At 72.8% G+C, this 13,065-nt stretch carries 9 protein-coding genes; 3 read left to right on the top strand and 6 right to left on the bottom strand.

Going from position 1 to position 13,065, the window contains the following annotated elements; translation table 11 throughout:
• Positions 1 to 107: 107 nt before the first annotated feature.
• Both Scani_RS39350 and Scani_RS39345 read left to right on the top strand, forming a co-directional pair.
• Positions 108 to 2,795, top strand: coding sequence for a glycoside hydrolase family 84 protein (locus tag Scani_RS39350; RefSeq protein ID WP_159482817.1), 2,688 nt, complete (start codon positions 108 to 110; stop codon positions 2,793 to 2,795).
• Positions 2,796 to 2,921: 126 nt separating this feature from the next.
• On the top strand, positions 2,922 to 3,602 hold the full coding sequence (locus tag Scani_RS39345) for a thiaminase II/PqqC family protein (protein ID WP_159482816.1): 681 nt from the start codon (positions 2,922 to 2,924) through the stop codon (positions 3,600 to 3,602).
• Between the two features lie 139 nt (positions 3,603 to 3,741).
• Here Scani_RS39345 and alc read toward each other — a convergent pair whose 3' ends face one another.
• The 4 genes from alc to Scani_RS39325 all read right to left on the bottom strand — a co-directional run bounded on the left by alc (position 3,742) and on the right by Scani_RS39325 (position 8,753).
• Complete coding sequence (alc, locus tag Scani_RS39340) at positions 3,742 to 4,872, bottom strand: allantoicase (RefSeq protein ID WP_159482815.1); 1,131 nt, start codon at positions 4,870 to 4,872, stop codon at positions 3,742 to 3,744.
• Positions 4,869 to 6,212: an allantoinase AllB gene (gene allB, locus Scani_RS39335; RefSeq protein ID WP_159482814.1), complete on the bottom strand. Its 1,344-nt coding sequence runs from the start codon at positions 6,210 to 6,212 to the stop codon at positions 4,869 to 4,871. The genes alc and allB overlap by 4 nt, the downstream gene beginning before the upstream one ends.
• Before the next feature lie 157 nt (positions 6,213 to 6,369).
• Complete coding sequence (locus Scani_RS39330) at positions 6,370 to 7,917, bottom strand: NCS1 family nucleobase:cation symporter-1 (RefSeq protein WP_246296525.1); 1,548 nt, start codon at positions 7,915 to 7,917, stop codon at positions 6,370 to 6,372.
• 41 nt (positions 7,918 to 7,958) lie between these two features.
• Positions 7,959 to 8,753, bottom strand: a complete 795-nt coding sequence (locus tag Scani_RS39325) for an aspartate/glutamate racemase family protein (protein WP_159482813.1) — start codon at positions 8,751 to 8,753, stop codon at positions 7,959 to 7,961.
• Between the two features lie 268 nt (positions 8,754 to 9,021).
• Between Scani_RS39325 and Scani_RS39320 the strand changes: the two genes are divergently transcribed.
• Positions 9,022 to 9,825 carry an IclR family transcriptional regulator gene (locus Scani_RS39320; RefSeq protein ID WP_159482812.1) on the top strand — a complete coding sequence of 268 codons (804 nt, stop codon included), beginning with the start codon at positions 9,022 to 9,024 and terminating at the stop codon, positions 9,823 to 9,825.
• A gap of 196 nt (positions 9,826 to 10,021) precedes the next feature.
• Here the strand turns inward: Scani_RS39320 and Scani_RS39315 are convergent, their stop codons facing one another.
• Positions 10,022 to 10,339, bottom strand: coding sequence for a DUF5955 family protein (locus Scani_RS39315; RefSeq protein ID WP_246296524.1), 318 nt, complete (start codon positions 10,337 to 10,339; stop codon positions 10,022 to 10,024).
• 611 nt (positions 10,340 to 10,950) lie between these two features.
• Positions 10,951 to 12,834 carry a serine/threonine-protein kinase gene (locus Scani_RS39310; RefSeq protein ID WP_159482811.1) on the bottom strand — a complete coding sequence of 628 codons (1,884 nt, stop codon included), beginning with the start codon at positions 12,832 to 12,834 and terminating at the stop codon, positions 10,951 to 10,953.
• Positions 12,835 to 13,065 lie beyond the last annotated feature (231 nt).

The raw sequence follows: 13,065 nt of genomic DNA, 5'->3' as shown, positions 1-13,065 counted from the left end.
GGTGCGAAAGTCCATTGCCCCGGTGCCGCGGGCAGGTGAAGCCTGCTGGCGCGAAGGCTCGCACGCCTCTCGTCCCCGCACCTCGCTGCACCGAGGAGGACCGAAGGATGCACCGTACGCGCACCGCGGCGGCCACGGCGTTGGCCACGACCCTGGCCGTGCTCCCTCTGACGGGCATGGCGGGACCGCCCGGCTCCGGCGGAAAGGCGGGGCACGACACCCCCCGGCACAGCCCCGGCATGGCCGCATCCCGCTCCCTCTCCCCCACGCCCCGGTCCGTCCACGACCGGTCCGACCGGGTCACCATCACCCCCTCCGTGACCGTCGTCGCCGGTCCCGACGCCGATGCCCCGGCGCTGGCCGTCGTCGAGAAGTCGCTCGCGGACGCCGGTGCGGACCGGGTGGTACGGGCCGGGCGGGCGCCGGGCGACGGGCAGTTGACGGTGTATGTGGACGGTGCGGGCGCGGCGCGGGCCCTGGAGGCGCTGGGGACGCGCGACGGCGGCGGACTGCCCGCGGAGGGCTATGCGCTGGCCGTCGGCGAGGGCCGGATCGCGTTGTCCGGCAAGGACGCCACCGGTACGTACTACGCCGCGCAGTCGCTGCGGCAGCTGCTGCCCCACCGGGAGCGGCCCGGCGGCCAGGTGCGGGGCACCGTCGTACGGGACTGGCCGGCCACCCCGTTGCGCGGTGTCATCGAGGGGTTCTACGGCACCCCCTGGTCGCACGGGGCCCGGCTCGACCAGCTCGACTTCTACGGCGCGCACAAGATGAACATCTATGTGTACTCGCCCAAGGACGACCCCTACTTGCGGGAGAAGTGGCGTGACCCCTACCCCGCGGACCGGCTCGCGCAGCTCGAGGAGCTGGTGGGCCGGGCGCACGAGCGGCATGTGGAGTTCACCTACGCCCTCTCCCCCGGGCTGTCCGTCTGCTACAGCTCCGATGCGGACCTCAAGGCGCTGACCGCCAAGTTCCAGACGCTGTGGGACATCGGTCTGCGGACCTTCGCGGTGCCGCTGGACGACATCAGCTATACGGACTGGAACTGCGCGGCGGACAAGGAGGCCTTCGGGACCGGCGGCGGGGCGGCGGGGGCGGCGCAGGCCCATCTGCTCAATCGCGTCCAACAGGAGTTCGTCGCCACGCATCCGGGCGCCGAACCGCTGCAGATGGTGCCCACCGAGTACTACGACGTGAAGCCGTCGCCGTACAAGGCGGCGCTGGCCGGCCGGCTGGACAAGAACGTGCTGGTCGAGTGGACCGGTGTGGGGGTGATCGCCCCGACGATGACCGTCGCCCAGGCGCAGCGGGCCCGGGAGGTGTTCGGGCACCGGATCCTGACGTGGGACAACTACCCGGTCAACGACTATGTGACCAACCGGCTGCTGCTCGGTCCGTTCAACGGCCGCGAGAAGGGGCTGCCGGAACAGCTGGCGGGGATCACCGCGAACCCGATGATCCAGCCTGCCGCGTCCAAGCTCGCGCTGTACACGGTGGCCGACTACGCGTGGAACGACACCGCGTACGACGCCCATGCCTCATGGGGCGCGGCGATCGCCGAGCTGGCCGGCGGCGACGCGCGGACGGCACGGGCGCTGCGCGCCTTCGCCGATGCCCACTACTCCTCCTCGCTCAATCCGCGGCAGGCACCCGAACTGTCCGATGCCATCGAGCGGTTCGGCAAGGACGGGGACGCGCAACGGCTGGACGGGGTGCTGCGGAACCTGCAGGACGCCCCGTCGGTGCTGCGGGACCGGCTCCCCGACCGGGGGTTCGTCGAGGACAGCGGCCCCTGGCTGGACGCGACCCGCGCCTGGGGCGTCGCGGCCCGCACCGCCCTTCGGCTGATCGAGGCGACCAGGGCGGGCGACGGCGCGAAGGCCTGGCAACTGCGGCAGCGGATACCGGAGCTGGTGCGCACCGCCACGTCGTTCGTGTACGTCGACATGTCGGGGAAGAGGGTTCCGGTGCTGGTGGCGGACGGGGTGCTGGACGCCTTCGTCGAGGACGCGGTGGCCGCACATGACGAGGCGCTGGGCGTCGTCGGCCGTCCGAAGGGGGCGACGGATCTGTCGGTCTACCAGGGCCACGCGGTGTCCCGGATGACCGACGGTGATGACGCCACCTACTTCTGGAGCGGCGCGGCGCCCAAGGCCGGCTCCTTCGTGGAGCTGGATCTGCATGCGGAGCGTCCGCTGGGCACCGTACGGCTGGCGATGGGCAAGAGCGGCAGCCCGGACGACTATCTGCGGCACGGTGTCCTGGAGTACTCGTCGGATCACCGGAACTGGCACCGGCTCGCCGCGTTCGACGGGAAGGCCGAGGTCAGCGCCGAGCCGCCGGCCGGGACCAGGGCCCGGTACGTCCGCGCACGGGCCACCGCGGCCCAGGACACCTGGCTGGTGGTGCGGGAGTTCGCGGTGGCCGGGGCCGATGCGGCCACGGTGGCCGGTGGTCCGCCCGCGGCGCCGGGCAGCGCGCTGCGGGCGGCGGGGGACGGGGACCCGGCGACCGTCTATCAGGCGGCGCGGGCGGCGCAGTCCGGTGAGGCGCTGGAGTTCACCCCCGACGCGCCCCGCGCGGCACGGTCCGTCACCGTCCTGCGGCCGCGGGGCGCACCCGCCGGGGCGGCGACGGTCGAGGTCCGTACGGGCGGTGCCTGGCGCACGCTCGGCACGCTGTCCGGGGCCTATACGCGGCTCACGGCGGGCGGCGGCGCGGTCGACGGCGTGCGCCTGGCCTGGCGGTCCGGGGCGGCGGCGCCCGAGGTCAATGAGGTGATTCTGGGCTGAGGGGGGCCAAGGGGCTGAAGGGAACAGCCATTTCCCGACGGGCCGCGCCATCGGGCCCTCGGTCCGCGCCGTGCGTCCTACTCTGAGGCTCTGGCCGCCGCCCTCGCCCCGGAGGAGACCGATTTCATGGCCCGTCCTGCGCCCGATGCCCCTCGTCCGACCGCGGCCGCCGTGCTCGATGACGCGGTCCGCTCCCTCGCCCCGGACACCGACGCCAACCGGCTGGTCGCGCGGATCGAGGCGGGCGCGGCGCCGCGCTCCGTGTTCGCCACCCTCGCCCTCGAACAGCATCATGTGATCAGCTCCGACCGGCTCAGCTTCCAGCACCTGGCGCGGCGGGCGGACGGCGATCCGCCCGTGGCCGACTTCTTCGACCTGCTCGCCCAGGGTGAGGCGCTGGCCATGAAGCAGCTGGCCGGGCTGGCGGACGCCTGTGAGCTGAGCGAGCGGGAGATCGCGGAGTACCGGCCGCGCCCCGGCTGCCAGGCGTACCCCTCGTATGCGGCCCGGCTCGCCCTCGGCGGCGAGCCGGCCGATGTGGCGATCGCGCTGACCGCCAACTTCGCGGCGTGGGGCGGCTATTGCGCGATCGTCGAGGCGGCGATGCGGGACCACTACGCCTTCCCGGAGGAGGCCTGCGGGTTCTTCGGCTTCTTCGCCGGGCCGGCACCCGACGTCGACGAGAGGGCGCGCGCGGCGGTGCAGCACGGCCTCGACACCGGCCAGGCGGAACCGGCCCTCGCGCACCGCTACGGGCGCCTGCTCCAGGCGTACGAGCTCATGTTCTGGAACTCGGTCGCCGACTGAGCCGGTGGGCGGTGGGCCGGCGACCTGATCCGGTGCGGTGCGGCGGTCGCCCGCGCCGCCCCCGCCCGCTCCGGTCACGCGGTCACCGACCCGGTGTCGCGGTCCTCGGCACCGGACCGTGCTCCGTGCCCGGCGTGGGTCAGCCGTTCAGCTCCTCATGACGGGCGGCGAGCCGGCGCGCGCCCTCCGCGGTGAGGGAGCCGTGCAGCCGCAGCCGGGCGATGCCGCCGTCCGGGAAGATGTCGAGCCGGACATGGGTGACGGGCGGTGCGCCGGCCGGCCGGAAGCGGTGGACGGTGTCGGGCTGCAGGCGGGTGCGCGGCAGCAGTTCGGCCCAGTCGCCACCCTCGCCGTCGCGTCCGTACAGGGCCGCCCAGCCTGCGGAGTTGCCCTTGAGACAGCCGGTGTCGACCTCCACCGCGCGGATCACGGACTGTGCGGTGAGGCGGTAGCGGACCCAGTCGTTGCCGGTGCCGCGCCGGCGCCGGGTCTCCCAGCCTTCGCCCATCGTGCGGGGGCGGCCCGGCTGGATGGTGTGGGCGGGCGAGGAGTAGAAGCGGTCCGAGGCGTCCTCGACCCGGCCGCCGTTCTCCAGCGCGACGACGTCGAAGGTGCCCAGCGCGGCCAGCCAGTCGGGCGCGGGGGCCACCTCGCCGTGGACGCGCAGGCGGGCCACGCCGCCGTCGGGGTGCTGGTTGAGGCGCAGGTGGGTGAAGCGGCGGGCGGCGTCGACGAGGAAGCCGTTGGCGGCGTGCCCGCCGATGGTGGTGCGCGGTACGAGGGTGGTCCAGGGCACGTCGTCGGCGAGGAGTTCGTCCGGCGACGGCGAGCCCTCGACGCAGGCCCCCTGGATGCTGACGGACTGCGGGTGGTTGCCGCGGAAGTGGGCGGTGTCGACGATGATGCCATGGACCACGCCGGGCGCGCCGAGCCGGATCAGCGCCCAGTCGTGGTCCTCGTCCGCCGGGAACGGGTGCGCCCCGTCGGCGCCGCGCCGTCTGCGGGTCTCCCAGCCGTCCATGGTCTTGCCCTTGTGACCGAAGGCCTCGGGGTCGAAGTGGGCGGGCCCGGGGCGCAGCAGGTTCTCCCGCTCGGCGAAGAACTCGTCGTTGGCGGCGAGCACGCCCGCGCCCAGCCGCCGGTCGGCGAGGTCGGGGAGGTGGGTGAAGGGGAAGCCGGCGGGGCCGGGGGTGCGGTAGTCGGCGTAGGGGTCCCCGCCGGCGTACGGGCTCGCGTCGCCGGTGTAGCGGGGAAGCCCCGGGGTGGTCATGGCCGATGCGGCCGTTCGAGCAGTTCGCCGGTGGGCTCGGCGAGGGTGGCGCCGTCGTTGATCTGCCGGCCGCGCAGCCAGGTGGACCGTACGACGCCGTGCAGGGTCTTCCCGGCGTATGCGGTGATCTTGTTGCGGTGCTGGAGGTTCTGCGGGTCCACGGTGAAGGTCTCCTCGGGGGCGAGGACCGTGAAGTCCGCGTCCCGGCCGGGTTCGATGGCGCCCTTGTGGCCGAGTCCGGCCAGCGCGGCGGGTGCGGTGGCCATCCAGCGCACGACGTCGTCGAGGGTGTGACCGCGCTCGCGCGCCTCGGTCCAGATGGCGGGCAGGCCGAGCTGGAGGGAGGAGATGCCGCCCCAGGCCGCGCCGAAGTCGGCGGTCTTGAGGTCGGCGGTGGAGGGCGAGTGGTCGGAGACGATGCAGTCGATGGTGCCGTCGGCCAGTCCCTCCCACAGCGCGTCCTGGTTGGCGGCCTCGCGGATCGGCGGGCAGCACTTGAACTCCGTTGCGCCGTCCGGGATTTCCTCGGCGGTCAGGGTCAGGAAGTGCGGGCAGGACTCGACGGTGATCCGGACACCCTCGCGCCTGGCGGCGGCGATCAGCGGCAGCGCGTCGCTGGAGGACAGGTGCAGGACGTGCACCCGTGCGTCGAGCCGCCGGGCGAGCGCGATCAGCCCGGCGATGGCGTCGTTCTCGCAGGCACGGGGGCGGGAGGCGAGGAAGTCGGCGTACTTCGGGCCGTGCGGCTCGGGGGCCGCGCCCAGATGGCCCGGGTCCTCGGCGTGCACGATCAGCAGGCCGTCGAATCCGGCGATCTCGCCGAGGGCGGCGGCCAGTTGCTCCTGGTCGAGCTGGGGGAACTCGTCCACGCCGGAGGGCGAGAGAAAGCATTTGAAGCCGAAGACTCCGGCGTCGTGCAGCGGGCGCAGATCCTTGACGTTGCCGGGGACGGCGCCGCCCCAGAAGCCGACGTCGACATGGGCCTTGGCGCGGGCGACCTCGCGCTTCACCTCGAGGTGGGCGGCGGTGGTGGTGGGCGGGAGGCTGTTGAGCGGCATGTCCAGGAGGGTGGTGATGCCGCCGGCCGCGGCCGCGCGGGTGGCGGTCCAGAAGCCCTCCCACTCGGTGCGGCCGGGGTCGTTGACGTGGACGTGGGTGTCGACGAGGCCGGGCAGCAGGACGTCGTCGCCGAAGTCCCGTACCTGCGCCCCGGCCGGAGCCTCGGCGTCGTGCGGCAGCACCGCGGTGATCGTGCCGTCCGCGACGGCGACGGACGCGGCGCGTGTCCCCTGCGGGGTGACGACGCGTGTGGAGCGCAGCACCAGCTCTGTTTCGGACACCCGGTCCCCTCCTCTTTTCTGTCTTCATCGTTGCGTGACGGCGTGCGGGGCGCACGGCCGCCGGGGCGGCCGTGCCGTCCGGGGCACGGTGCACGCGGGAACGACCTACGAAATTCAACAGTCTGTTGAAAGAGTCTTCACTCCGGACCGCGGCCCGTCAAGACCCCTCGACGGGCACCGGCGGGATGAGCGGACGGGCCGCCTCCGGCATCGTCGACGCCTCCGCCGCGGCGGCGCTGACCTGCGACGCGATGATCTCGTCCGGGATCGGGGCGGCGCCCGCCGCGGCACGCTCGCGGTGGGAGAGCAGGGCGTAGAGCGCACCGGCGAGCCCCATGCCGACGATCCAGGAGAACGGCGCGACCACGTCGAGGGCCGGGACCAGGGCGAGCGCGGCACACACCGCCGCGGCCGGCAGGAAGGCGGCCGCGGCCTTCGGGTTGTAGCCCCTGCGGTAGTAGTACGCGCCCCGGGCATCGGCCGAGAACAGCGCATCGACGTCGATCCGGCCGCGGCGCACCAGGTGGTAGTCGACGAGCAGAATCGCCACCAGCGGGCCGAGGAAGGCACCGAGCGCCCCCAGGAAGTACTGGATCACCAGCGCGGACGAGTACAGCTTCCAGGGCATGACGACGATCGCCAGCAGCGCGGTGATCATGCCGCCGCGCTTGAAGTTCAGGTATTTCGGCGCGAGGTTGGCGAAGTCGTAGGCGGGCGAGACGAAGTTGGCGACGACGTTGATGCCGATGGTGGCGACGATGAAGGCCAGCGCGCCGATGACCGTGACCACCGGGTTGTCGATCTTCTGGATCACCTTCACCGGGTCGTAGATCGCCTCGCCGAAGACGGAGATCGTGCCCGCGGTGACGAGGACGGCGACCACGGCGAAGGCGGTGAAGTTCACCGGCAGCCCGATCAGATTGCCGCGCCGGTAGGAGCGGTGGTCGGGGGTGAAACGGGCGAAGTCGGCGTAGTTGAGGACCAGCGTCAGGAACGTGGCGACGGTCAGGCTGACCGCGATCAGACTCTGCTCGACCTGCGCGGAACCGCTGAGGCCGGTGAGGCTGCGGGTCAGCGAGATGTCGCCGCCGGCCTTGACGACCAGGTACACCGCGAGCGCGAGGACGACGAGCCAGACCACCGGCCCGGTCGCGAAGTCCTGGACCTTGCGGATGAACTCCATCCCCCGGGTCAGCAGGACGGCCTGCAGCCCCCACATCACCAGGAAGGCGACCCAGCCCAGGGTGGACAGCCCCAGTATCGAGTTGTGGTGGTAGGCGTCCAGCCCCGGCGCGAGCTGCAGCGTCAGCAGGACGACGGCGGTCGAGGCCAGCCAGGTCTGGATGCCGTACCAGGCCACGGCCATGATCGCGCGCAGCAGGGCGGGGATGTTGGCGCCGTAGACACCCCAGCTGGCGCGGGCGAGGACCGGATAGGGGACGCCGGTCCGGTGCCCGGCGTGGCCCATCCGGTTCATCAGCCCGTAGACGATCGTGATGCCGGCCAGCAGCGCCACGAACACCTCCCAGGCGGGCAGGCCCAGCACGAACAGGCTGGAGGCGAAGGCGTAGTTGCTGATCGCGTGGGTGTCGGACATCCACAGCGCGAAGATGCTGTACGTGCCCCAGGTGCGCTCGGGGGCCGGTGCGAGGTCCTCGTTGAAGAGGCGCGGGTCCGGCGGCGGGGACTTCGGGGGTGTGGTCACGTGTCCTCCCAGGCAGATCGGGTGGAGCTCGGGGTCAGTTGTCAGATGCCTGATGTCTGTGCGGAAAATTCGGCGTCGCGCAGGGAACCCTGAGCGCGCCCCGGGGACGGCCGCAGATGCGCGCTCAGCGGCCAGGAGCCGATGGCCTTGGGGCGGGGCGGCGCGAAGCTGCGTCCCGTACTGGTGGTCAGCCCGAGCCCGACGACCGCCTCGGCGAACTTGACCGCAGCCGCGACGCCGTCCACCACGGGCACCCCGAGCGCCGCGGCGACCTTCTCCTGGAGCCCGGCCATGCCGCCGCAGCCCAGACAGATCACCTCGGCGCCGGCCCGGACGGCCTCGCGGGCGGTCTCGATGATCACCTCGACGGTCCGCTCCCCGTCCCGCTCCAGCTCCAGGACGCCGAGCCCGGTGCCGCGGACCGCGGCGCAGCGCTGGAGCAGTCCGGCGGTCAGCAGCCGGTCCTCGATCTGCGGTACGGCACGGTCGAGGGTGGTGACGATGCCGTAGGCGTGGCCGAGCATCATGGCCATCTGGGCGGCGCTCTCGGTGATGTCCAGGACGGGGACGTCCAGCAGCTCCTGGGCTCCTTCCCGGCCCGGCTCCCCGAATCCGGCCATGACCAGCGCGTCGAAGGTGATATCGAGGGTGGCGAGCCGGTCCAGAACGGCCGCGGCGCTGAGGTAGCCCTCGAAGTGGCCCTCGATCGACTCCGGACCCCACAGTGGTTCGGTGGCGATGATCTCGGTATCCGGGGCGGCGGCCGCGGTGGCCGTGGCGCGGATCGAGGCAGTCATGGAAGCCGTGGTGTTCGGGTTCATGACGAGAATGCGCATGACTCTCCAACGATTTGGAGGATTCCATAGAATGGACAGTAGGTTTCGCGCAGCAGAACGTAGCTATGGCCACTGGCGCCGTCAAGGGATCGCGGCTAGGAGGTTGCCGGGCGGCTCGCGCCCTGGGACAAAGCGGGGCTGACCGGCGGGAACGAGTGTGCGAGAGACCGTGTGCCAACGTAAGGGGACCGGTAGGCTTCTCCGGTCGGGCCCGGCGCCCGCAAGCCCCAGCCGAGACCGATCCGACCCGCCCCGAAAGGAACGCGACGTGCCGTCGTCCAGCGCCAGCACCTCCGCCGCCGAAGCCAAGCCCGCGGGCGCCAGCGGCGGCGTCCAGTCCCTTGAGCGCGCCTTCGACCTGCTGGAGCGGATGGCCGACGCCGGCGGCGAGGTCGGCCTGAGCGAGCTCTCCGGCAGCAGCGGGCTGCCGCTGCCGACCATCCACCGCCTGATGCGCACCCTCGTCGCCTGCGGCTACGTCCGGCAGCAGCCCAACCGCCGCTATGCGCTGGGCCCCCGCCTGATCCGGCTCGGCGAGAGCTCCTCCCGGCTGCTGGGCACCTGGGCCAGGCCCTTCCTGGCGCGCCTGGTCGAGGAGACCGGCGAGACCGCCAACATGGCGCTGCTCGACGGCGACGAGATCGTCTATGTCGCCCAGGTGCCGTCGCGGCACGCGGTACGGATGTTCACCGAGGTCGGCCGCCGGGTGCTGCCGCACTCCACCGGCGTCGGCAAGGCCCTGCTGGCCCACCACGCCCCCGAGGAGGTCCGCGCGCTGCTCGGCCGTACGGGCATGCCCGCCGCGACCGAGAAGACGATCACCGAGCCGGACCGCTTCCTGGAAGCGCTCGCCGATGTCCGCCGCCTGGGCTACGCGGTCGACGACAACGAGCAGGAGATCGGCGTCCGCTGCCTCGCGGTGCCGGTGCCCAACTCCCCCACCTCGGCGGCGATCTCCATCTCCGGTCCGACCGGACGGGTGACCGAGGCCTCGACGGACAAGATCGTGCCGGTGCTGCAGGACGTCGCGGCGCAGCTGTCGGTGGCGCTGGCGAACCAGACGCCGGCGTAGCGCGGCTGCCGCGTGAGTGACGCGGTGGAACGCCGGAAGGGCGCGGCGGAACGCCGGAGTCGCACGGCAGAGGCGGCGTAGGGCGGCAAAGGCCCTCACAGGGGCCGTGCAGGCCTCTCACGGGCCCGGGAGACGGCGCGCGTGGCCCGTGCCGGGCAGAGGCGCACAAGGCCCGGTCGCGGCTCCGTGCTCGCGGTCACCGGGGCCGCGGGAACCCGCCGAAGCGGTCGATCCCCTGACGCACCTCCGCCAGCGCGGGCGACAGGGCACTCACCGATCCGACCGCCCCGGCGATCAGCAGGAGCGAACGGCGCAGCCGGGGCACCTCCGGCAGCCCGCGGCTCACCATCGCGTCCAGCGCGGCCAGCTCGTCATCGGCGGCCGTGCGATCCGGTAACTCTCCTGGGAGTACGGCCAATTGTCGGCGCAGCCGGGCCACCGCCCCGCGCAGTTCCTGGACCCGCGGGTCGCCCTCGACCCCGGTCCCTCGTCCGTCCCTCTGCAGCTGTTCCACAACGACGGCGCCCTCCAAGGCCGTTGCCCGCTCCGCAATGCGGGACAGTTAACGCCACTCTGCGCTGATCGCGCCACACGGAGAGCGAAAAAACCGGATCACCGAGCGGATCCGATTGCTGTGGCCAAAGCCTGACTGTTGTTTGGGTTTTCCGGCGGCGAGGCCCCTCCCTATTTGTTTTTCCCCGCCGCCCACCCCCCTTCGGGGGGTGGGCGGGTGTAGTGACGCGGGTGCCCACCCCTGATGGGGCGGGGGAGGAGGTGGGGAGGCGGTGGGGAGACCAGCGGGAAAGCCGTGAGGAGCACCCTCTCAGCGCCCACGGAGAGCCCACGAGGCGCCCTCGGAGAGCCCACGAGCGCCCGTACAGCGCCCGGGGAGCACGCAGAAAAGCCGCGGAGTACGCCCACGCAGCGCACGAATCCCCCGGAGCCCGGCCGAACAGCGCACAGAAACCTCGGGGAACCCCACCGCCGGCGCCCCGACCATTCACCGGCACCCGCCCGAGCAGCGCACAGAAGCCCTCAGCACCTGCCGGGGAGCGCGCGGAACCCCGCGGAAAGCGCCCCACCAGACACGCGCCCCGCACTCCCGCCCCGCCGCTCCCCCAGGGGTCAGGAATCCTGCTTCGGCTCCACCGCGTTGCGCCACACCCGGACGTCGACGGTCATGTAGCTGCTGGGGTCCGACTTCGGTGCGTAGCCCTTGAAGGTGATCAGGGCGACATGGCCGTAGTCGGTGGTCAGGCACATCTGCGCGCCCTTGGTGAGCTGCTTGGTCGGGATGGACTCGGTGAACCGGGTCTCGCTGCGGCAGGTGGCGAGCGAGCCGTCCTGGCCCGGGTGGAGCAGCACCAGCTTGCCGGTCTCGGTGTCGACCTCGTCGTCCGAGTAGGTGCTGTCCTGGTACGAGAAGTCGATGTCCGTGTCGTTGTCGGAGTTGGTCGGGTTGACCGGCTCGTCGGACAGCGACAGGTGGTACTCGTCAGGCAGGTTGATGCCCTTGTAGTCGACCGGGGCCGGGTCCTGCACCGGGGCGGCCGGGGCCTTCGTCCCGTCGCCACCGGGCGGCGCCGTCGGGTCCGCGGCGGGCGTCGGCGAAGCGCCGCTGTTCTTCGCCTTGTTGCCGGCGGCAGCCTCGTCCTTCGTCTGCCCGTCGCCCTTCATGACGGTGTAGACGAGGGCACCGCCGGCGCCCGCGAAGGCCAGCAGGCAGACCAGCGCGAGGGCCGCGATCAGCCCCTTGCGCTTCTTCTTGGCCGGCTGCGGGACCGTCCCCGTGGTGGCCGGACCGGTGGGGGCCGCTCCGACGCCCATGGGCGCGCCGGATGCCGCGTTGGCCGGTCCGGCTGCCGTCGGAGCGTAAGCAGCCGAGCCGACAGCGGTCGGGGCGTAGGCCGCCGGGCCGAACCCCGGCGGCGGGGTCTGCGGGTGGTTCAGCGTGGTCGGCACCGGCGCTACGGGCGGGGCGGGCGGCGGCGTCTGATGAACCGGGGGCTGGGACGGCCGGGTCGGCGGCTGGGCGGGCCGGGCCGGCGCACCCGCGGTGGGCGCCTCCAGCGGGGGCGGCGGGGTCTGCGCGGGCGCGGGCGCCGCAGCGCGCGTGGTGATGTCGGCGGCGACGGCGGTGGGCAGCCACTCCTCGGGGCGGCGCAGCTGGGTCTGGCCGGAGGCCGCGCCGCACAGCCCGATCACCTCGGCGACGGACGGCCGGTCCGCCGGGTCCTTCGCCAGGCACCGGGTCACCAACTCCCGCAGCTCATCGGGGAGCCCGGTCAGGTCCGGCTCTTCGTGGACGATGCGGTAGAGCACCCCGTGCGAGGTGCCCTCGCCGAACGCCGGGGTGCCGATGGCCGCGTACGCCGCGACCTGGCCGAGCGCGAAGACATCGGTGGCGGCGCTGATGGTGCTGCCCGCGGCCTGCTCGGGTGCCATGAAGGTGGGGGTGCCGACGGTGACGCCGCTGCTGGTGAGGGAGGTGGCGTCGGCGGCTCGGGCGATACCGAAGTCGATGACGCGCGGGCCGTCGGCGGCCAGCAGCACATTGGACGGCTTCAGATCGCGGTGCACGATGCCCGCGCCATGGATGACCTGCAGCGCCTCGGCTATGCCGGCCACCAGCAGCAGCACGGCGGAGACCGGGAGCCGTCCGTGCTCGGCGACCGCGGCGGCGAGCGAGGGGCCGGGGACGTAGGCGGTGGCGAGCCAGGGGCTGGCCCCCTCGGCGTCGCTGTCGATGACCGGCGCGGTGTACAAGCCCTGGACGCGCTGCGCGGACTGCACCTCCTGCTTGAAGCGGCGGCGGAACTCGGCGTCCTCGCTGAACTCGGGGCGGATCACCTTGATGGCGACGGGCCGCCCGCCGGGCGTATAGGAGAGATAGACCTTGCCCATGCCACCGGAGCCGAGCTTCGCCGTGAGGCGGTAGCCCGCGATCGCCCGCGGATCGTCACCCTCCAGCGGCTGGAAGATCCCGGATCCGCCCACACTGTTCACCACTGTGTCCCCCGACTTGAGAAAAAGGCCCCCGCCGCTCCGCGCGGCAGGCGCGCCACCCGCAACGGGGCAGAACCATATCCGGCCACGCGCCGCGCCGTGACATCGCAGGTGAGCGAACGTCGCGCATGTCCGAAGAGCCGGTTTCGCGACAGCTTCCGGCCTCCGCGGCGGCGGGGAGCGGCGGCATCGCGCCCTACCCCGCATCGACCTGATGATGCGTCAGCACATGCG

The organism is Streptomyces caniferus, from assembly GCF_009811555.1.
GTDB lineage: Bacteria > Actinomycetota > Actinomycetes > Streptomycetales > Streptomycetaceae > Streptomyces > Streptomyces caniferus.
Note: the sequence above shows the minus strand (reverse complement) of the source record. Positions and strands in the feature narration are given on the sequence as shown.

Coding starts and splice junctions, on each gene's coding strand:
- alc (WP_159482815.1), bottom strand. CDS start 4,872: ATGACCACCCCGGGGCTTCCCCGCTACACCGGCGACGCGAGCCCGTAC.
- Scani_RS39345 (WP_159482816.1), top strand. CDS start 2,922: ATGGCCCGTCCTGCGCCCGATGCCCCTCGTCCGACCGCGGCCGCCGTG.
- Scani_RS39325 (WP_159482813.1), bottom strand. CDS start 8,753: ATGCGCATTCTCGTCATGAACCCGAACACCACGGCTTCCATGACTGCC.
- Scani_RS39350 (WP_159482817.1), top strand. CDS start 108: ATGCACCGTACGCGCACCGCGGCGGCCACGGCGTTGGCCACGACCCTG.